Here is a 21,945-nt window from a genome sequence, read left to right as displayed (position 1 = left end):
TTCGGGGATGAGTGGTTCTTTTAGTCAGGAGTCGGGTCAGAAGTCCAGAGTCTATCGTGCAAAGAAACAAATATGCCTTTATGCGCGCTGTGCCTTAGTGGTTTATAGGAAGAAAATATAGGATGGAGATGAGGCTAGTCCGAAGTCTGCAGTCAGAGGTCCGAAGTCTATTATGCAAAACAAACAAACTCAGCTTCGTGCCTTGGTGGTTAGAGGATGGAAAACGTAATAGATGGATAACGGAATTGATTCTGCGCCAATCCTCTATATCTGCGGAACAAATAAATAGCTAAAAACGGATTGCAAATCCGTAGCACTCGGGGTCTGGATTGCAAATCCTGACTAACAATAGTACGAAAACATCAATTTACCAACTGCTTTTTAAATGTATTCGGACTAATACCAACCTCTTTTTTAAATAAACGCGAGAAATAAGAAAGGTTCTCAAATCCCAATGCATAAGCAATCTCCGAAACCGATCTATTTTCACCGATCAAACGGTTTTTTGCTTCAGATATCAGGTAAATATGGATATGTTCTAAAGCCGTTTTTCCACTTTCCTGTTTTAAAACATCTGTTAAATAACCTGCCGAAATGTTTAAACGCGCTGCCATATCATGCACTGATGGCAAACCTTTAGTAGCCAATAATCCATTGGCAACGTATTTATTTATTTCTTCATTAAACCGGGTTACTGTTTTGCCCGAAATTTCTGTACGGTTAAGAAATTGCCTTTTGTAAAAACGTTGACTGTACTTAAGCAAAGTATCTACGTTGGCCAAAATCAATTCGCGACTATATTCATCCTGGTTGTTTCGGTATTCGGTTTCAATTTTATGATACAGCTCCCATACTGTGCTTTCTTCACTGGGCGAGAGATGTAGCGCTTCGTTAGTTTCGTAATCGAAGTAGTGGTATTTTTTAATGGTATCATGCAACATATGTCCATTCAAAAAATCTTCATGAATAAAAATCAAAAAACCATCCTCCTCCATCTCCAGGTTTTTCATTTCGATTACCTGATTGGGTTTAAAGAACATCATCGAACCGCTCTCGTGGTCGTATTTTGTACGTCCATAAAGGATTTGTCCTGCAATAATCTTTTTAAAACCGATCATATAGAAATCGCTCGTAAACTCCCGGTCGCCCATGGTACACCTATGGTCGCATTTGTAAATGCTAAACAATGGGTTCTCGGGTGGCGGAAATGCGTTTTCTCTGTGTAATTCGGCTAAATTTTTATAGTGTTTCATCCCTTTGAATAGTAATTAACTACAAGCTACACAATTACCCCATACAGCTTGTAGTTAAAGGTTTTAAATGATTTATTAATGACCGTGCGCATCGGCCGCTACCTCAGCCCATTCATCAAATTCAGCCAAACGTTCTGCATAAACCTGTTTAACATTTGGTAGAGCCACTTTACCCAACAAGAAGTGTAAAGGAGGTTTAGGACTGTCGATCAATGCCAATACAGCGGGTACTGTCGCTTCTGGTTTGCCCCAACTATCGGGTGTCGAAGCATCAAAAAATGCTTTTTTAACTGGCGCATATACTTCTAGCGGCGCTGTTTGGAAAGCTGAAGCACCCGACCAATCGGTAGAAAAACCATTTGGCTCGATTAAACTTACATTAATGCCAAAACCTTTTACTTCCGTAGCCAAGGTTTCACTTAAGCCGTTAACCGCATATTTCGAGGCATTGTATAAACCCAACACAGGCAAAGTCACCAAGCCCAGGAAGCTAGAAACCTGGATAATGTGCCCGGCTTTTTGTTCGCGCATTACCGGAACAATTGCTTGTGTTACCCACAGCAGACCAAAAAAATTGGTTTCCATTTGTGCACGGGCCTGTTGTTCAGTCGTTTCTTCTATGGCACCAAACAAACCAAATCCTGCATTATTGATCAATACATCAATGCGGCCAAAATGCTGCTTAACTTTTCCAACTACGGCAAAACAGGCGTCTCTATCGTTTACATCCAATTGAAGCGGCAACACAGCATCGCCATAAGCTTCTATCAAATCATTTAAATCTGCTGTATTTCTTGCGGTTGCAGCTACTTTATCGCCACGCTCTAAAAGGGCCTTTGCCCAGATTTTACCAAAGCCACGTGAAGCACCGGTAATTAAAATTATTTTCGACATTTTTTTCTTTGTTAAATATTGATAACAAAGGTATTGTAGCGCGGTAAGACCAATTTATACAAAACACGGGACTATTAGCACATTTTAAGGTTTAGCTAAATTATCAGTTTGAATATTTAACAATAACCCGAAAGATTATCAATCTGTTGTAGCGCTTATGGATGTTTTTACGTTTTATGAGGAACCATTAATCTAAAAACCACTCACCTATGAAAAACCTACTTTTTCTTTTTGTAGCCTTTGCACTTGTTTCATGTAAAAAATCGGAAAGATATGGTCCGCTGAACTTAAAAAACGGACAGGAAGTTGAACTGCTGGTAAGCCCTCGTTATGCTGCAGATAATGATGTGCTTTTAAAGTTACCAGGCAATGTAGATGCAGGCGCCTCTCTTGTAGGTTTTGACCAAAGGGAACCTGGTTATTCTTATCGCGTTAAAGCCAGATTCAACCGTGATAAAGAGCCACTTCAAGACGGACCTGAATACTACTTTATTTTCGAAAAGATAATTAGCAAAGAGCAATACAAAGGAACTGAGTCATTTCCTGTTCAGCTGATTACCTCATATGTACCTGGCGGACCAGTAATAAGACTAAGCAAAACAGGAAATAATTATTATATGGTTCCAGATAAGTTACAGCTCACTTATGAAGACAGTACCGTACAGAACGAACTTGAAGAAATCTGGCTAAATGTACAGGAAATCCGTGCAAACTGGCAAAAAGGACAACGGCCAAAATGGAAGGCCATTAAGGCAACAGTGGTACAGGATCCGCAGAAATTTGGGAAGGCCTACCTGGTACAACAGATACAATTCATCGATTAACAAAAAATACAAAGAGGCTGTATCATAAATTGTAATTTACTTCGAGTTTGTCACGTTGTCCAAAGGACTCCTACGGAGAGCCTGTCGAAACGCTTTTTAAGAGATTAAAAAAGGTCCTTCGACAAGCTCAGGATGACAATTTATGATAAGCCACTTTTGCTTTCAAGTAAAAACCAAGATATTACTTAGATACTGTAATTAAATGATTCGGTTTCGATTAACCCACGGTGCTGCATTTCAGTCCAAAAGGCTAAGGGCAGCTTTTTTGCGGCAAGGGCAACATTGGCGGCAACTTTCTCAGGTCTTGTGGTATTCAAGGCAATACTTTTCACTCCAGGAAACTGGAAAGAAAAATTAAAACAGGCTTCAGCCGGTAGCACACTAAACTCATCACAAACTTTAAAAAATTCATTCCTCCAATCGAGTAGTGCTTTTCCCGATACTGTATCGCGATCAACCTGCTGATAATTGAAAAAATCGCCTCCTGTTAAAAACCCTCCGTTAAACACAGCCGAGTTAATTACCTGTACGTTCTTTTGATTTAGCTGTTTTACAAAAGCCACCAGTGCTTTAGGATGTGACTTTAAGGTTAAACTATTGGCAATCATTACCCAGTCCAGCGCTACATCTTTTGTGATCAGCTCGATTACTTTCCAATCTTTTGCCCCTACCCCAATAGAAGATACTAAACCAGCTGACTTTAGCTCGCCTAATGCCCTATAGGCTTCGATAATGTGCTGATACCTTTCCTCGTAATCAGATTTGTTATCAGCTGCCAACAGGTATTCGTCCGGATCATGTACAGAAACCATTTGGGCATGATAATCGCCCAGCAAATGATTACCCTGTTCAAAACATTTCATTATCCCCTCATAACTGATCATCTGTACGGCATCATACCCGATATTTTTCCATATGCCTGGTTCAAATGTTGGCTCAGGAGTCAAAAGCTCTGTTCTATACCAGCCAAGCTTATTGCTGATCACCACATTTTCTTCATCAACATTTAAATCAGCAAGGCATTTCCCTAATGATTCTAGCGCGAGGCCAGCCCCGTATTTACCTGCGGTATCAAAGAATGCAACTGGCTTGGCCGATTTTACACAAGCCTCTACAATAGCCAACTTTACAGAGTAATCAACGGCCTGATAGAGATTGCCCAAACTGCTTGTTCCAAAAACAACAGCGGGCAGCTGGAGATCAATCTGTTCGGTGTGCATGTGCCCGTTCGACTTTTTCATATCACAATTCGTTTAACCTAAATATATTTTTCATTAGCAGCCACTTTTCTCCAGGCTTTGCCAAGGGTAATGCCTGCTGATATTTCCACATCAGTTCTTCCCACTCTTTCACCTTAGGGTTAGCAATATCCATAGCTGCTTTTTTTTCAAAACTGAAATCATCCCCAGTTTCCATAATCATGAACAAACGGTTCGAAATGCGGTAGATTTCCATTTCCAAAACCCCCGATTCGATAATACTCCGCTTAATTTCAGGCCAACCGTTAAGGTGATAAGCTTCATACTCCGCTATGAGTTTTGGATCATCAACGAGATCCAGTGCTAAACAATATCTTTTCATTTTTCACTTTAAAATGTGAGCATCTCTCCCTATTTTTTGAATTCTATTTTGAAACCAGTTACCAACCAGGCCGGATAATCTGCAGGTTTGCTAATTACAAGGGCTTCATCTTCCTGCACCCACTTTAATTTACTTTTACTGCCCAGCAGCGTAACGGAAGTGATGGGCTTCTCCAGGTATTTCGATTTGCGCCCAAGTAAGGTCATCTTAATGCTTTCATTTGGCACATTCAAACAGAAAGCAAAAAGATTGCCCTCCTTTGTGGTATACCTGATATCCGTAGATTGATATTCACCTGAATCGGTTAAGCCACCAAAGTGGCCCTTTTTCTGGTTTGATTTAATGGTAGAAGGACCTTCTCCATATACTTTCCATGGTCTCGACGCATAAATACCTTCTCCATTCAATTTGGTCCAGTCGCCAATTTCCGTAACAATTTTAACAACATCCGGCTCCAGGTCTCCCTCTGGAGTCTGTACAACATTGATCAAAAGATTTCCGTTTTTACTTACAATGTCGATCAAAAGCTGGGCAATTTCATTCGCACTTTTGTATTTCTGCCCGGTTCTATAATACCAATCTCCTATTGAAGTATCGGTTTGCCACGGAAATGGGCTGATCGAATCCAATACCCCGCGTTCTACATCTTGTGCCCATTTACCTTCAGATGGCTCTTTTGGTGTATATACTGCCTCAAGCTTGCCTTTATTTTTGGCCATATCCTGATTGTAATAGTGCGCAACCATAGTACGCCCTATATCTTCAAAAGGAAGTTTACTATCCGAATAAAGCAGGTCGGGGTGATAATTATCGACCAGTTCGTTAACATTTTCCAACCATTGTTTATGCCAGCCCGGATTATTGGTCAGCCACTCTTTCATATCGGCCGAATCTGCAGGTAAATGATAAAGATCAGAATATTTCGGATCGTGCCCATCATAAGCAATCCCTGCAAACTGCCCCGTTTTGTCTGCGCCATGACTTGGCTGAAACCAGTTAAAACTGGCTGCAAGATGCTCGGAAATGCCAAAACGGAGCCCTTCTTTTTTAGCTGCTTTTTGCCATAAGCCCACTACATCTTTGTGTGGCCCCATATTTACCGAATTCCATTTATGGATTTTGGAGTTCCATAGAAAGAAATTATCATGATGCGAGCCCATGGTTACAAAATATTTGGCACCAGCCTTTTTATATAAGGCCATCAACTGCTCAGGGTTCCATTTCTCTGCTTTCCATAAAGCGATAATATCTTTGTATCCAAATTTAGATGGTGTACCATAAGTTGCCACGTGGTACTTATTCTGCGCACTGCCCTGAACGTACATATTCTTGGCATACCAATCACCCTGTCTGGGAACTGCCTGAGGGCCCCAATGCGACCAGATTCCAAACTTGGCATCTCTGAACCAGTCTGGATATTTATACTGCTTTAAGGATTCATCGGTAGGTTTAAAAATCCCTTGTTCTACCTTATTTGTTTTTTGTTGTGCCTTGAGGTTTAAGCCTAGGGAACAAGCCATAAGGCCAACTAATACTATTTTTTTCATTTCCTTATATTTGGTTTTATCAAAAATAAGTAACTCATCCGCTCAATTCTTGAAATAAATAGACTATTTGTTGTAAAAATCCGACATTTAAGAAATGATAAAAGGATCACTTAAAAAGATCTCTCTCCCGAAAATTCGGGATTGCACTTCAGTCGAGGACGACCAAACGCTGTGTTCTTTGTGCCTTCACTCCGTGATCTCTGTGGTTAAAATGGAGATATTAAATCTTTTGGTCTGCATAAGCAACATCATAGAGATGGTTTGGCTTTAAATAGATCACATCATTTTGAAAATCAAAAACCGTATTGAATCTTTTCAGAATATCTGTTCCCAGATAATGAACGTTAACCCCTGGCATGGGTTTGTTTTGCTCCATAACCTGAGCTGGAACATTTTTCAATTCAAAATTACCAATCTTCAAACTTTGCAGTTTTACTGTGGTTACCGGGATTTCATTACCTTTTGTACCATGCATAATTACCTTTTTGATCACTTCCATCTTCTCGGTTGGAAACCTCATTTCCCGCAGCAAATCGTTATCGAGCATAGCCGTGCGCTGGTAACCTAAATCGAAGAAAAAGAGGCTTTTATTTTTGATCCCGCTTTGCGAAATTTCGCTCTCTATAAAAGGTTTGTTTTTGATATAGGTGATCTTAAACCTGGTGTATTCCTTGTCCTGTAAAATCTGCTTGGGCATGGTAGAATGCACCATCATTTTATTCTGATCATAATCCAACGCTACAATCATGCCGTCGAATATATCCCATCCCAACAGGCCATCTGTTTCATTGCCCGCCAATTCGATATCATAAATTTTGCTCTTGTAGGTATGATTCCCAATTTTGATATCATAATCGGTGTTATAAAGCTTGGGCTTAGATTTAACTTTTTGCTTAAGTGCAGCGGTAGTAAAATCTACCTCGGTTGCGCCTGAATCGAAGTTCAATAAAAGGGAATCAGTTTTGTTGAAAAACACCGGTAAAAAGTTTGTATTGTATTTATTCACAAAAAAAGGAATTGAATCGTGCACTTCAGGCAATATTTTGCTGAAGTTTTTTAGCTCGGGACACACAATCTTGGTGCGGCAGGAATCTTTGCCGTTTAACAAAACAATAAATTCTTTTTGCTCCCCAGGTCCTATCCTAAACACAATAGAATCTATATCCGTTTTGAATTTTATGTTTATTGATTTGGTTATTTTACCAGTTGTAAACACATCTAATTTTATCTTGGGATTGATGTACCAATTCGATGATGCCTTGTACGATTCGTAGAATTTTGCCTGAACAACTCCGGCTTTAACAATTGGTAATTTCTTTTGAGCTAAAACAGAAAAGGGAAGCAAAACTGTTACAATGAGTAATATTCTTTTCATGAGCGATAATAGATTTAGGGCTTTGTAAGGGATTGGCATTTAATGGCTACCATTGGAAACCAGAACTAAAGATAAAAGAATTACAAATCATAAGTAGGCACTATGCATTTAAAATTTTTGAGTGTTTGACTTGAAGCACCCATCTCAAATGAGTTAGCAATGAAACAAGTCGCGTTTAACCCCTTAACTTGTCGTTTTTGCACATTAATACTTACCCGGCTTTATTATACTTTTGAATATACTAAATCAGAAAACAATATGGCAACTCAAATTTTTGTGAACCTATCCGTTAGCGACCTTAACAAGTCGGTGGAGTTTTTCACCAAACTTGGTTATACTTTTAACCCACAGTTTACCGACGAGAAAGCAACCTGCATGATCATCAGCGATACCATTTATGTAATGCTGCTTACCAAACCTTTTTTCCAGACTTTTACCCAAAAAGAAATCATCGATGCCCACAAGGCAATAGAAACCTCCATTGCCTTATCGGCTGATAGTAAAGATGCCGTTAACGAAATGGTAGATAAAGCTGTAGCTGCTGGCGCCACAATACCGAATCCGGCTACCGATTATGGTTTTATGTACCAACATAGTTTTGATGATCTTGATGGCCACCATTGGGAATATGTATGGATGGATCCAAACGGCGTGCCTGAGCATCAGGGGTAGTTAGGAGAAAGTTATTGATAAAAAAGGGCAAGCAACGGCTTTTCTGTGCTTGCCTTTTTCTTTTTTGGGCTTCATTATTTTTACAGGTTATATTTTAGCCACGGAAGCATGGACAACATGGAGTATCCATAGCTTTACCACAAGTGCGAGCACTCAATCTCGTTAAATTAGAGTTTTTAACCATAGATGCATACAGATAAACACGGATCTTCATATCTGTGTGCATCCTTTTTATCTGTGGTTAAATTATTTTGCTTGTGCGAATGGCTTACTTAATGACATTGGGCTTGCTCCAGCGGAAGGTTTCATAGCGATTGGCTACTGGACAGCGCATGGAAATATTCGGGAGGTACAGTGGTAAAACACTCTCGTATTTTGGCATTAAATTGCGCTATTATTTGTTGTTTAACCAGTTCGACTGCTTGTTTATGTGAACAGAAGCCTTTAATCACAATTTTCCCGTTCATTTCTAAATCTCCTGATATTCCAATTTTGTACCTCCCCATCGGTAGTTTCCCTTCTAATTTTTGCCTAGGATCAAAGCTTGGGGTGCCAATCGCAGAAAAGCTGGCAGATTTATAAAGTGGAATCCAAAGCGAGCCAGTCTGGAAATTCTCGATTTTCACTACAATGGGTAATAGCTTATTGAGCTGTTTGTAAACTGTGTCATCGCCTAGTAGTATAACAATTGATAGATCTTGCGAATTGAAAGCAGGTGCAGATTTTGTGCTGGAATCCCCTACCTTGACAAAGGAACTGTTTGTATTTATGGTTGAATTGTAGGATGACTCAGTGTAAGATCGATAAAAGTTCAAATCCACATACGGGGTCTCTCGCAATGCCATTACTGTAAAAACTAGGATGATCAATGCGATAACTATTTTCTTTCGAGACGTCATTTATTTGGTTGAGTTGATAAATTTTGATATTAGACAGATAAGTTAAAAAAAGTTACGCTAAAGGGGAATGTTTTTGTTTAAACCTAGAGATCCTTCAACCTTAAAGATTAACAATTTGCATTCTAAATCTCCCATGCCAAATATTTGGTCAAAATCTCATTGTAATTTGAAAGGTAAGGTATGGTCCAATAAATTGTTTCGAAAACAAATCTATTTTAGAATTAAATATCTTTCTTCAAATGCGGAAGGACATATTTAATTGCTGGGTACTTGCTGACAGTCACTGCATCGTTGAATTCCATAAATTCCTTGAAGCAAGCAGACTCTTTATCGATCTTATTAGAACTTTTCACATGCTCGATCAGCTTTTCCCTAGAACCGAATATATTGTTCACCCATTCATCAGCGAACTGATAATAACTGTCATTGGGATCAAAGTATTTCTCAATGAAACCTCCTAAATCACACGCAGTAAGATTTTTTATAAAATACTCTTTGAATAGTTTTTCGGCTCTTTCTTGCCTAGGATAGCTCTTATCTATCGTATCTGTTTTTCTGATCACCGCTTGATGAAGGGAACGGAATTCCTGAGTAATCACTTCATTATCAGAGCAATATTTATTAAAATACATAAATAGTTGGTCTTCAATTTCTTTTGTAGTCATTGGAAAACCGGATGTACCAGCAATCGCGGCCATTAGAACATACGCTTCTAGAATATATGGGCTCTCGGCAGATGCAAAGAAGTTTTCGATGTATTTCTTGTAATTTTCTTCGTTCCCAAAGAAATCATCCTGTTTGAACTTTGTAGCAGGATAGGCAAATGTTTCGACTAATTGTTTGTAGTTCATGGCATACACTCCTTTATGCGCAATGTCGGCCTTAGCTATCTCTATCAAAGCACTGATGTGATTTTTCCATTCATCAACATTATCGAATTCGGTAATCGCAGCAAACCTCCTTTCGAGTTCAGATTTCTTATTGGGATCGGCCACCCACGTTCTTACTTTTTCTAAATAAGCATCTAGTTCTCCGGTTCTGGCATCTTCAAATTCGCGATAGGATATTTCAAGTTCAAAAGAACTAATCATGAAATATTTGGGAAAATTCACTTGATATAAGAAAGATTTATAGTCTGCACGATCTGAATTTATTCTAAAATCTTTTTCAATTAACAAAGAAGCCATGAGATCAATAAGAAGATCCCTTTCCAATTTTGATAATTTTAGGACATCCTTTAGATAAAATTCAAACCAAGTTTCATCACCTGCACCATCATCTTTTATTTTTTTTTCATTGTTCTCGAAAAGCAACATTCCAATATCGTCGAAGTTGGAATCCGTTTCCCCGAGCTCCCTCAGTCTAAGTTTTCCTTTTTCATTTACGAAGAAAATATCGTTATGTACTGCAAGTATCTGATACACTTTAAAGTATGCAAGCTTCATAAGCTGGACAAGGTAAAAATCAATAAAGCTAACTTCCCTAATCACATCATATATTTCGAAATCAATTGCATTGGTCAATCTGATAACAGCTCGAGGGGTGGTTACCATCCGATCAGTAAAATTGACACTAGAAGTATTGGTATAATCTACTGATGCATCGATAAATCCATCTTTTCCTCTACCCTTGAAAGATTCTTTAAGCATTAATCTTAATGTATTCCTTATAACATAAGGTGCCACCTCTGGAAGGGCAAATTCATATTGAAAAATTTTCTCTAAATACTGCTCACATCGATGGCTATTGAGCTTACCAAGCCCTTCAATAACATACGCTCTATCATATGCAACTACATAAACTAGATTAACAAAACTTGCCGTGTTTCGAATCACCTTAAGCACCTCCATGATTTCTCGATTTTCAAGACGGTCCAGATCATCGATAAAAATAATGATCTGTTTTTCTATGCCAGCTAGGGAATTATTGATCTCATCATAATTGACTCCATCGATGTTTCCGCCGAAAACAAAATCAGCTCCTGCTTTGACAGACTCCGCTACCCACCCATCTTCTATTTCTGTTAGCTTTTCTGCATAGGCTGACATTTCCCGTGACAGTTTGGGATCATATTTGATCAGCTCCGATGTAAGCTGATCGAAAAAATCTGTTATGATTTTCGCAGGAGTAGAACTTCTCCATGGATTAAAATCCATTATGATTCTGCCCCTTTCGTCGATGGAAGACTTTATTAGATTTAGAAAAGAGGTCTTTCCAGAACCCCAGTTGCCTGTAATACCGATCGCAAGCGAACCTAGATATGAATTGTCAAGTTTGGACTGTATCTTTTTAGCCATCCTGATTGCGAAAACGGTTCTTCCAAATAAATCTTTGCTACTGGTACTGATTGGAGCATCTACGCCAAAAGGATCATCTTCAAATATTGGATCTTCTTTCCTCTTCATTCGGTCCAAAATTCCCAATATGAATATCCCCATTAACAGCAAAAGTACAAAATCAGCATATTTAAGCTCTGGTGCCCAACTCGCTGAGTAGAACTTGTAGCGATCAGAAAAACATCGGTGGTATATATATATTGCCAAAAGAAATGAACTAGTGGCCATAGTAAAGTCATTAACCTTTTGCTCGTCTCTAAGTAGAATTATAAACTGTAAGATGACAATCTCTATCAGTACCATAAGTAGCCATGCTATCCAATCATACTTAAGCTTCGACAACCAAGGACTTACAACTTTTTCATCAAAAGCTCCAATTAATTGGGTATAAAAGAGCAAAAAAATGGTGATAGCACCAATCAGAATTAATGTTTTTCTTCCCATTATTATTTATTTATTCTGGAAAGTTCTTGTTTAAAGATGTCATCAAGTAAGCCAAGGCTATATTGATCCTGGCTTTTGACAGAGAACACTGTAAACTTAGGAGTATAAGCTCTGATGGAAGATAACAAGAATTTAGAATTCATGAGCGTGAGGGTTAGATTGATTAAAGCTATCAATAAATTTTGAAATACACAGGAAAATCAACTATAAACCAATCTTCAACGAAGCTGAGCTAAAAAGAAATATTTACTTTAAAAAGTTATTAACGCAAAAAACCTACAAATTTATTTTGGGTTTTGGCTCCCTCTGCTGGGCTCCCTTCGTCTGCGCTCAGGATAGACTTCTCGCCCAGCCCTAAACGCAAAAAACCCACAACTTTCGTTGTGGGTTTTGGCTCCCTCTGCTGGGCTCGAACCAGCGACCCTCTGATTAACAGTCAGATGCTCTAACCAGCTGAGCTAAGAAGGAGTACTGGTCGTTTCCTAAAACGAGGTTTATTTACACTTTGCAGTTAAATACCCTTGTTCGTTTTGGGAGTGCAATATTAGCGCTTTTAAACTATTTATGCAAAAATTAATTCAATTATTATTTAAGAAAACGATCCTCCCTTTACGGCGGAGGATCGTTTTGCAGATTTAAAACTGAATATCAACAGGTTACCCTCTTCTATTTAACAATCCAAGGCGCAAGGTTAATATCATCTACACCATTATACTGACGTTGCAATGCTACTTTTAGGTTTTCGCCATTGGTTGTTCTTTCGATATTGGGGTACTGAAAACGCTTGGGAATCCTGTTGCTATTACCTACGCCAGGACCTAAATCGAAAGTTGGCACACCTGTTCTGCGGTACTGATAGTAAGCTTCGAAGCCCGAATTACGGAAATAAGCCAGGTATTTCTGTGTCAGGATCTGCTTTAAACCATCGGCTGTATTACCGGCATATTTAACCGCAGCCTGCGAATAATAATCGCTTTCGAAAGAGAAATTAATATTAAAATTTTCAAATTCGCCCAGCTTCCCATCCTTTTTCAAAAAGGTGACCACATTAACACCGTCTTTAATACCATAGAAACTAACAGAAGCCTGAATCCCTTTTTTATACCAGCTTTCGGCATCGCCAGTAGCCCAACCGCGGTTAATGCCCTCTGCTTTGATAAAACAAAGCTCAGGATAAGCAATGATAAAAGTATTTTCGGCTGTATAACCACTATAATAGCGATAACGGCCAATCAGCGAATACAGTCCCTTCTGTACCTTATCCAACATTATCCCCTGATCTTCACCTGTAGGTGCACCAATAAAATTGCGGTAATCGGTAATGGCGTAACCATTGGCTTCGGCTATTCCTCTTGCCGGCTCAGCAACCATGTAGGCCCGGGGATCTTTAAGGGTCGAAAGCGTATTTAAATACGTACCAGCCATATTGTAACGCAGGGCATCATTACCAAAATTATCTTTATTGTTCGGGTATTTGTTAAAACTCTCGTTATACACAAACTGAAGATTATCGGCCATACTCTCCATAACCGGATATTTGGTCGGGTTGCCCAATACCGCAGCAAATTGTTGTTTTACCTGTAAGTCGGCATCATCTGCTTTTGTGCTCAAATTGATCAAAGTCCGTAATTTAAAGGTATTCACCACCTTTTGCCAGGCTACCAGGTCATTTTTAAGGTAGATATCGCCTTTTAATTCCTTGTTGCCTGCAACAATTAAAGCCGATAAATCGTTGTTCGATTCTTCTAACCAGGTTAACGATTGTTTAAAAATATCTTTTTGGGTATCGTACTTCGGGGTTAAGTTGGCGAAACCTTTTAAGGCGTCAGTCATTGGTAAATCGCCCACTTTCAAACTCATTTTCACAAAATAATACGCTTTAAAGAATTTAGCAAGTGCCAGGTAAGGCTTAGCTACCGCACCGCCTAAACGGTTGGCTTCCTCTTCCATTTTTACCACATTTTTCAAAGTCGTGTAATCTAACGAAGCACCTGTCCAATCGTAGTTATTGGTTGCGTAATAGAAATAATTGGCTGCAGTGTACTGGTTCCATCTTTCTGAGCCCGAAAAAGGCGCTTCGTACATATCGAACAAAATACCGTTCAATAATAAGTTTGGCGGAACGGTTTCGGCCTGGTTCGGATTTTTAAAATTTTCTTCAAATTCTTTCTTGCACCCGCCGCAAACAGCCACGATAATGAAGAGGAACAGGATTTTATATATTGATTTCATAATACTTATTGCTAAAGGTTAAAAAGTAACATTCAGGTTAAAACCTATACTTCTTGTAGTTGGTGTTTGCAGTGTAGAGGTACCTTCTCTGCCCGAGTACTGATCTACATCCACATCGTTATAAGTAGAATTGATAAAGTACAGGAGATTACGTCCCACTACCGAAATATTGGCCGATTTGATAAACGTGCGCTCCAATAGTTTCTTAGGCAATTGGTAGCCAAAAGTTACTTCGCGCAACTTGGCATAGGTGCGGCTCATCATGGTGTTCTCTTTGGCACCATAAAAAACGCCCAGATAATCCTGCAACAACTGCGGAGTGGTATTCGGCGCAAAAGTTAGGTCACCATAATTGGTAATTACACCCGTAACCGGATCGAAATTGAGCTTACCGTTATTGGCAACCACCACACCATCGCCTACCCAGGTGCCTTTATAAGTTGGATCGTTTACACGCAGGTAATCCTGATATCTGGCTTCGCCCATTTTACCCTGGATGGTTTCGATCTGACGACCGCCCTGGAACGATTTTAACCTCACATAATCTTGCATTACTCCACCCACTTTACCATCTAACTGGAAACTGAATGAGAAATTCTCATACCTGAATTTGTTACCGATGCTCCATACCCAGTTTGGATCGGCATGCCCCAGCAGCTGGTTAACCGGTAACGAAACCGGTGTTCCGCTTGAAGTATGAATCACCTGTCCGCTTGGTGTTTTAGCTAAAACAGAACCATAGATATTGTCGATACGGTCGCCGGTTTTAAAGAATTGATCAACCGATGTTTCGCCCGGGGCAAGTTCTTTGTAAATCTGTTTATAGGTAGACCAGTTGATCATAACATCCCAGCCAAATTTGTCGGTCATGATTGGTGCACCAGATAAACTTAACTCCACTCCACTGTTTTGCGTTTTACGGCCGTTGATGGTATTGGTTTGGTAACCTGTTGCTGCTGAGATATTTTGTCTGATAATTTTCGGCCCATCGATATACCTGAAATATGTAGCTTCGAAACCTAACCGGTTTTTAAGGAACTTCAGATCGATACCACCTTCGTAATTGGTTCTGCTCTGCGCTTTTACTGCATTCAGATCGATAAGGTTGTTGGTATAATAGGCACCTGTTTGGTTATTGTAGGTTGGCCTGATGCTGTATGGCGAAGAAAGACCATAACCAGGACCACCATATGACGAAGTATATTCTGCACCATAACCAATTGGATAAGTTTGCAGAGGCGTTGCACCAATAAATTCCTGTGTGCCCAAACCTGGATCTTTAACGTTTGCATACGATGCCCTTACTTTTGCAAATGAAATAAAAGCAGGCATTTTTACATAATCGGAGATTACCGAGCTTAGCGAAACCGAAGGATAGAATGCTGAATTGTTGCCTGGAGGAAGTGCAGAGTTTTTATCTACACGGCCAGTGGTATTGATGTTCAGGTACTTTTTAAAGCTCAAATCAACTGAGTAAAAAGCACTTAACACCAACATTTGTGAATTGAAATCGAATGCTTTTACCGGGTTTTTAGAATTCGAGAAGTTATATACATTTGGAACATTTAAATAATCGGTTGTGGTAAAGCTCGAATTGTAACTGAAGTTGCGGGCATTACCACCACCAAAAGCACTGATTTCGAATAAATCGCCAATATTTTTATTGTACTTTAAAATCAATTGCGTATTGTTTTCGAACATGCTGCGGCGGTCTTCCCTGTAATCGCCCAAACCTTCTTCACGTCCGTATGGGTGAGCAGAAAACGGCATTTTCTCGGTCCTTAACTGATCGTAAGTAGAGATCTGCGTTTTCAGCAATACATCCAATCCTTTGGTTACATTGTAGTTTAGAGAGGCATAACCGTTAATATCGTTCTTTTTATGTCCGCGTAACCACTCGTAAGATAAAAAATAAGGGTTGTGGTAACGCTGGTACTCGGCGTAAATAGACTGGATTCCTTCTTTGCCCGGCTGCCAGTAGTTTTTCATATCGTCGATATTCCAGTCGGCACCGCCCCAAAGGGTCATGTTATAAATCACACTGTTCGGTCCATAATTTACATCAGGAATATTATCAGAAAACTGGCGGCTATAATTGATGTAGGCTTCGGCTCTTAATTTCGGACTGATGTTATACGAGCCACTCACATTAAAATTGTTGATGTTTAATTGTGTGTTCGGTATAATTCCTTTTTGATAATTATTGGAAATAGAAACCCTTAAATTATACTTATCTGTTGCAGAAGATAAGGCAACGTTGTTTGCAGAAAGCAATCCGGTTTGGATAAAACGCTTTAAGTTATCCTTTCCACGGGCTACCCAAGGCGTACCCTGGCGCACGCCGTTCACAATCGGGCTATCATATTGAGGAATCAACTGACCGTCGAATTTTGGTCCCCAGATATCGTAATCACCATCATTTAAGCCACCACCTTTTCCATCACCAAAAGCGTATGCACTGTGCTCACCTGGCCCGTACTCGTCCTGGCTTTTCGGCAAAGCGATAAACCCTTTGTTAAACTGCGTGCTCGAATTTAGTTCTACAGTAAAACCTTTGTCGCTCAGTTTACCTCTTTTAGTGGTGATTAATAATGCACCATTATAAGCCTGATAACCATAAAGTGCCGCTGCTGCCGGGCCTTTAAGCACGGTATAAGTATCAATATCATCGGGATTGATGTTCCAGGTATCCGAATTGATCGGCACCCCATCTACGACAACTAAATTAACATCGTTACCGCGAAGGTAAAGCGACGAACGGCCCAAAAGTTCTGAAGATACCCCAACAGTTAAACCGGCAACCTTACCCACCAATCCGTTTACCGGATTAGCTTCCCTGGCTTTTACCAGATCGGCTCCTTTTACCTCCTGAATGGCATAGCCCAGGTTTCTTTTCTCTTTACGGATACCGAGGGCGGTAACCACTACCTCATTTAAATTTTTCGAGTCTGTTTTTAAAGTTACGGTAAGGTTTGCGCCAGTAACCTGAACTTCTTGCGGAAGAAATCCGATCGAACTAAAAACAAGTGTTTCACCTGTTTTGGCATCAAGTGTAAAGCGGCCCGATAAATCGGTAGAAGTAGCTTTTTTAGTCCCTTTTACCATTACGCTAACGCCTGGGATCGGCTGCTGCGCATCGTCTTTAACCAGACCAGCTATTTTTGTTTGTGCCCAGGAAAAATAAGGCGTGAGGCACAGTAACAGCAAAGCTACCATGCACATCTTCATCTTGTAGAGATGTTTCATTTATCTATAATTTTTTTTAGGTTTTATAGATGCAATGATAAGATGTGTATGTTAGCCTAATGCCAACTTTTAGTTAACAAAATACCCTATTTTTGTTTAGTATTTGTTAACTAAATATTTTCTTAATGCTTTCTGCGGCATAGCCTGCACTAGCAGTCATTCCTTTACCGCCAATAGCTGTACGGATATGGATACGATCGTCGAGATCGTAAGTTACAATATGTTTTGTTGCGTGCTGCGGATAAAATCCGGCCCAGATACTTTGCAGTTTGCGCACATCGAAATCAACTATCCGGGCTGCTTCTTCGAGCATGAGCTCATTAATGTGGTGGCTTAAATCGAAACCCAGATCGTCGAAATGGTTTACATCGGCATACACATGCGAATCGCCAATAATGATCGTATTATCTGCAGCCTTTTTAAACAGGATATGGATACCCCATTTTTTTAGCTCTTCGTAATGCTCAGGGGTTTTAATGCTTTTGAAAGAAGGGCAATAGTGTTCAAAACTCTCGTAACGCCTGGTGGTTAGCCCTGTTAAAATATTACCTGTTAAAGCTACTTCTGGCATAGGTATACTGCGCATCATCTGCAGCTTACTAACCACAATACCGCTCTCACTAAACAGATCGGGATAAAGCAGTTTAAATTCGTAACCGTTACAGATAATGGCTTTCTCTGCCGTAAAAAGTTCAGTATTGTTTCTTAAACCTACTTCAACACCAGTGCCTTTGCTTTCGCAGGCGGTAACCGGACTGTTGTATTTAAGTGTGTATTGTGCAAACTTAGTCTGCATATATTCATGCAGGCGGTAGATCATTTGATCTGGTGCTACACTAATTTCCTGGGGGAAAAAGATGGCTTCTTTGGCATAAGAAGATTTAATAGCAGGATATTTCTTTAAAACCGCTTCCTGATTAAGCAATTCGGTTTCGTAACCGATGGTATCGTAATGTGCTTTCAGCTCATGGATTAAGGTCTGCTCATCGTTATCTGATGCGATGTACACACTACCATTTTGCTGCACGGAAATATCGAATTCCTGCTGAATCGATTTATAAATATCTAGGCCAGCCACACCATATTCGAACCACTCGGCTTCCATACCCGAGGGTACCACCTGACCAAAATTGCGTACCGTAGCGCCAACCGGAAAATTGTCTTTTTCGAGCTGTAGTACCGATTTGCCCGAAAGTAAAGCATGGTAAGCATGGAATGTTCCTAAAATCCCTCCACCAATTACAATAAGATCGAAATGTTTATTCATTGTTTATTTTTTGCTGATCTCAGGATATTTTTAATTCATCCAGACATCAATGTTGAGTTAATATTGTTTAGCTACTTTATCTTTTAAAAATTACGCGTCATTCCCGCGCAGGCGGGAATCTTAAAGCTTATTGCATTACGATTATACATAAGCTTTCTTTTCTTCATAAGCATTCATGAGCACTACTTGGTTCCCAGTCAAGTTGAGAATGACGATCTCTTGAGGACCTCCGCGCCCTATACTTCTACCATTTAAGAAATGTAAGAAACATATAAGCTTAAATGACCTTATATTCCTTACATGGCAAAAAATGACATCCAAAAAAAACATCTTTTCACTTTCCTGCTAAAATTACACTCCCAGCCGCCTGCATCTTTTTGTTTGTAACCAAAGTTTTTCTTCTAAAATAGATCAAAGAAAGTACACTACACACCCCGCCAATTAATGGTATAGCAAACAAACACTGTTTAAAAAAGTGCATCCAGCTGGCATTCGTATCACCGAACTCATGAAACAGGAGTATTGAAAAGCTACCTACGTAACCAATAGAATCGGCCACATACATAATAAAACCGATGTTGCTCTTGTAATGAAAATTGGCAATCATCCGTTCAAAGAAAATAGCATTATAGGGAATGTAGGCCATATACAGTCCCATTCCCAGTAAAGCCATCCAGCTAACAGGCCCAATGTAGCCCCTATCAAAAAAGAATGTACTTACGCCAATTAGCAAACAGCCCGAAATAATCATGATATGGATCACGGTAAAAGCTTTGAGGTTATCTTTAATCAGGATCAAAAGCCCCATCATTACCAAGACCACAACCGAAATCAGGGTATCAATCTGCGTGTAGATATGGTTGTTGTGAATACCTAAGCCATTCCAGATTTCTACTTCGAAATTATCGCGCATATCGCGGATACAGGTAAGCAGTACGTAGATGATAATGGTTAAGATGATACCTGGCAAAAATGTTGTGATAAACTTTCTGCGCTGTTTCGCATCCATTGGCACCCGCTTGGTACGTAACTCCTGATCTTCTTTTGAAGGCGGCGGAATAACCTCCAGACAAAAAACAAACAGGAACAGCGGAAGCAGAAAAACCAGTCCGGTAAGAAAAGGCATCCAATAATCGGTTACCAAAGCAAACGACATCAGCGTACGTGCTACAGTTTTAACAAAACCTGAGGCAAATATTAAACTGATCGACATCAACGCACCCATAAATTCGGTTGTTTTTCTTCCTTCCAAATAACTGAATACCAAACCCCAGATCATGCCCAAAGGGAAACCATTGAGGAAAAGAAATACAATATTGTAAGGAGCAGGTACCAAAGCAAATCCGAGCAGGGCTAGCCAAGAAAAAAGGATCAGAAAAATGATGCTCCTTGCCCGGTTACTTTTCCCCGATTCGGAAATAAAACGGATACCATAAAACTTACTTAAGGTATAACCTACCATTTGTGCAATAACCAACCAAACTTTATAATCGATATGCAGAAATTCCTGATGCTCAAAAGTAGCAGAAGCAAAAGCTTTACGAAAGGCATACATACTGGTATAACAACCAAATGCTGCTATGCCACCAAGCATTGTAATTAACCAATAAGGCCAATTAAGTGCTTTTTTGCGGGCAAGATGAAGCAAACTCATCCTAATATCAGCTTATTTTGTTTATCATACCGAGCACCACTAATTTGATTGACATATGTATTTTTTAAAAACACAATAGTAAACATTGTTTATTATTAGTAAACAATGTCAAGATTATCAAATTGTTAAATTTTTACCATGTAGGACTTGTATTTTATTTCGTAAAAGCCTCTAATACCGGCCTTCCTCTCCAACTTTGCGGTTGTTGCAGCCTCATTAACCAGGCCAGTGTTGCGGCTGTATCGTAGGTAATAATTGCATCTTTTAATTCGTGGTTTTTACGAATACCAGGGCCCGAAATAATCCACGGGATCTGCACTTCATCAAGCGATTTACCACCATGGCCTTTACCTTTACCACCGTGATCGGCAGTAACCAGGATAACGGTTTCATCAGCTATGCCTGCATCGTTAACCGCTTTTACAATTTTACCTATCCGCTGGTCTACCAACTCCAGTTGTTTATAATAAGCTGGTGTACGGTGACCGATTGAATGCCCTGTACCATCAGGCTCGTCTAAATGCAAAAAGGTAAAATAAGGTTTTTCTTTTTTGATAATCGCAACAGTGGTATCGGTGCAAAAATCATCTTTATCGTTTCCGCTAACGATGATGTTTACTGCTTCTTTTTCAAATAAATAACCAATCCCGCTCCAGCTATACACAATAGCCGTTTTAGCCTGTTTTTTTTGATCTCTGATTACACTAAATATCCCAGGGAACAAACCATAAGATGTGTTGGTGATGGATGGGATTTCGGGCACTTTACTGTCCCATTCGGTATAACCATGTTCGGTTGGTCCAGCACCCATTAATAAGGAAGCCCAGTTTACAGCGCTGGAAGATGGCAATACACAACGTGCCTGTGTAGTCCACGAGCCGTTAGCCATTAGTGCTTTAAGATTAGGCATATTCGCTTCGGGCAAAGCGTAACCACCAAAACCATCGCAACCAATTAAGACAACATGTTTAATTTTTCTTGATTGCGCCTGGGCAAATGCACATAAACAAAGTAACAGTAAAGTACTTTTCAAAAATCTTTTCATATTCATATTTTCTATTACCAAACCTAAGATTGGTTTATAAAGATGAAGATAAGTATTTGTTAAGTATTAATAAACTTTGTTTACATAAATGTTATTCAAAAAAATAAATCACCAGCATTAGCGCCCTGCTATCGCCAATATTAACCGGGGTGTGAGAAAGCCTTCCATCGAAAAGCATAGAGTCTCCTTTTTCGAGTATGATTTTCTTTTTCGAAAACTGATATTCTACCCTACCTTCTATCATGTATTTAAATTCGAAGGCTTCGGTTTTCACCATTGGGCGATGCGCATTCACCTCGAGCTCGAGCAGTACAAAATCGGCAGTCGAAAACTTAATATTCTTAGTTAAAATACGCGAGTAGTTAAAACCTACAGCCTGTTCTTTTTCGAACTTCTGGTACTGATCTTTTCGTTTCACCAGAACGGGGGCATCTTTTTTATGAAAATTGATATCCTTAAAAAAACTGTTCAGATCTATCTGCAGACTTTTAATAATATCCATTAATACCATTAAAGACGGAATGGTACGACTATTTTCGATTTGAGAGATCAGCCCCTTGCTTACCTCTGCTTTATCTGCAAGCTCCTGAACGGTAATCCCCAGTTCTTTACGTCTTTCTTTAATTTTAAGGCTAATCTGTAAAAGAATTTCTTCTTGCATATGCTAAAATCGTGT

16 protein-coding genes and 1 tRNA gene are annotated in these 21,945 nt (G+C 39.5%); 2 read left to right on the top strand and 15 right to left on the bottom strand.

Annotated elements, in window-relative coordinates; translation table 11 throughout:
• Nucleotides 1-362 precede the first annotated feature (362 nt).
• Nucleotides 363-1,253 carry a helix-turn-helix domain-containing protein gene (locus tag AC1DNH_RS10910; protein WP_477579693.1) on the bottom strand — a complete coding sequence of 297 codons (891 nt, stop codon included), beginning with the start codon at nucleotides 1,251-1,253 and terminating at the stop codon, nucleotides 363-365.
• A gap of 75 nt (nucleotides 1,254-1,328) precedes the next feature.
• Nucleotides 1,329-2,147, bottom strand: a complete 819-nt coding sequence (locus AC1DNH_RS10905) for an SDR family NAD(P)-dependent oxidoreductase (protein ID WP_477579694.1) — start codon at nucleotides 2,145-2,147, stop codon at nucleotides 1,329-1,331.
• 209 nt (nucleotides 2,148-2,356) lie between these two features.
• Here AC1DNH_RS10905 and AC1DNH_RS10900 point away from each other — a divergent pair, with 209 nt between their 5' ends.
• A complete protein-coding gene (locus AC1DNH_RS10900) occupies nucleotides 2,357-2,971 on the top strand; it encodes a hypothetical protein (RefSeq protein ID WP_477579696.1) in 615 nt (204 codons plus the stop codon).
• 185 nt (nucleotides 2,972-3,156) lie between these two features.
• Here the strand turns inward: AC1DNH_RS10900 and AC1DNH_RS10895 are convergent, their stop codons facing one another.
• The 4 genes from AC1DNH_RS10895 to AC1DNH_RS10880 all read right to left on the bottom strand — a co-directional run bounded on the left by AC1DNH_RS10895 (nucleotide 3,157) and on the right by AC1DNH_RS10880 (nucleotide 7,474).
• A complete protein-coding gene (locus AC1DNH_RS10895) occupies nucleotides 3,157-4,212 on the bottom strand; it encodes an aldo/keto reductase (RefSeq protein ID WP_477579698.1) in 1,056 nt (351 codons plus the stop codon).
• 1 nt (nucleotide 4,213) lies between these two features.
• The gene (locus AC1DNH_RS10890) at nucleotides 4,214-4,552 is read right to left on the bottom strand and encodes an L-rhamnose mutarotase (RefSeq protein WP_477579699.1); all 339 of its coding nucleotides are present in this window, start codon (nucleotides 4,550-4,552) and stop codon (nucleotides 4,214-4,216) included.
• 29 nt (nucleotides 4,553-4,581) lie between these two features.
• A complete protein-coding gene (locus tag AC1DNH_RS10885; RefSeq protein ID WP_477579701.1) occupies nucleotides 4,582-6,099 on the bottom strand; it encodes an alpha-L-fucosidase in 1,518 nt (505 codons plus the stop codon).
• A gap of 220 nt (nucleotides 6,100-6,319) precedes the next feature.
• Nucleotides 6,320-7,474, bottom strand: coding sequence for an aspartyl protease family protein (locus tag AC1DNH_RS10880; protein WP_477609876.1), 1,155 nt, complete (start codon nucleotides 7,472-7,474; stop codon nucleotides 6,320-6,322).
• Between the two features lie 258 nt (nucleotides 7,475-7,732).
• Between AC1DNH_RS10880 and AC1DNH_RS10875 the strand changes: the two genes are divergently transcribed.
• Nucleotides 7,733-8,146 carry a VOC family protein gene (locus tag AC1DNH_RS10875; RefSeq protein ID WP_477585289.1) on the top strand — a complete coding sequence of 138 codons (414 nt, stop codon included), beginning with the start codon at nucleotides 7,733-7,735 and terminating at the stop codon, nucleotides 8,144-8,146.
• A 305-nt stretch (nucleotides 8,147-8,451) separates the two neighbouring features.
• Here AC1DNH_RS10875 and AC1DNH_RS10870 read toward each other — a convergent pair whose 3' ends face one another.
• From AC1DNH_RS10870 to AC1DNH_RS10830, 9 genes are all read right to left on the bottom strand, one after another.
• The gene (locus AC1DNH_RS10870; protein ID WP_477585290.1) at nucleotides 8,452-8,772 is read right to left on the bottom strand and encodes a hypothetical protein; all 321 of its coding nucleotides are present in this window, start codon (nucleotides 8,770-8,772) and stop codon (nucleotides 8,452-8,454) included.
• A gap of 494 nt (nucleotides 8,773-9,266) precedes the next feature.
• Nucleotides 9,267-11,825 (bottom strand): KAP family P-loop NTPase fold protein, encoded by a 2,559-nt coding sequence (locus AC1DNH_RS10865; protein ID WP_477625375.1) that lies wholly within the window; start codon nucleotides 11,823-11,825, stop codon nucleotides 9,267-9,269.
• A 391-nt stretch (nucleotides 11,826-12,216) separates the two neighbouring features.
• Nucleotides 12,217-12,293 (bottom strand) — tRNA-Asn (locus AC1DNH_RS10860).
• 198 nt (nucleotides 12,294-12,491) lie between these two features.
• Nucleotides 12,492-14,057 (bottom strand): SusD/RagB family nutrient-binding outer membrane lipoprotein, encoded by a 1,566-nt coding sequence (locus AC1DNH_RS10855; RefSeq protein ID WP_477610209.1) that lies wholly within the window; start codon nucleotides 14,055-14,057, stop codon nucleotides 12,492-12,494.
• Nucleotides 14,058-14,075: 18 nt separating this feature from the next.
• The gene (locus tag AC1DNH_RS10850; protein ID WP_477579707.1) at nucleotides 14,076-17,303 is read right to left on the bottom strand and encodes a SusC/RagA family TonB-linked outer membrane protein; all 3,228 of its coding nucleotides are present in this window, start codon (nucleotides 17,301-17,303) and stop codon (nucleotides 14,076-14,078) included.
• A gap of 106 nt (nucleotides 17,304-17,409) precedes the next feature.
• Nucleotides 17,410-18,570: a TIGR03364 family FAD-dependent oxidoreductase gene (locus AC1DNH_RS10845; RefSeq protein WP_477579709.1), complete on the bottom strand. Its 1,161-nt coding sequence runs from the start codon at nucleotides 18,568-18,570 to the stop codon at nucleotides 17,410-17,412.
• 334 nt (nucleotides 18,571-18,904) lie between these two features.
• Nucleotides 18,905-20,224 carry a DUF5690 family protein gene (locus tag AC1DNH_RS10840; protein ID WP_477579711.1) on the bottom strand — a complete coding sequence of 440 codons (1,320 nt, stop codon included), beginning with the start codon at nucleotides 20,222-20,224 and terminating at the stop codon, nucleotides 18,905-18,907.
• 154 nt (nucleotides 20,225-20,378) lie between these two features.
• Entirely contained in the window at nucleotides 20,379-21,269 is an 891-nt protein-coding gene (locus tag AC1DNH_RS10835; protein WP_477579713.1) for an alkaline phosphatase family protein, read from the bottom strand.
• A 91-nt stretch (nucleotides 21,270-21,360) separates the two neighbouring features.
• The gene (locus AC1DNH_RS10830; protein ID WP_477579715.1) at nucleotides 21,361-21,930 is read right to left on the bottom strand and encodes a helix-turn-helix domain-containing protein; all 570 of its coding nucleotides are present in this window, start codon (nucleotides 21,928-21,930) and stop codon (nucleotides 21,361-21,363) included.
• Between the last annotated feature and the right edge of the window lie 15 nt (nucleotides 21,931-21,945).

The sequence above is a fragment of the Pedobacter sp. 01N310 genome (assembly GCF_056399805.1).
Note: the sequence above shows the minus strand (reverse complement) of the source record. Positions and strands in the feature narration are given on the sequence as shown.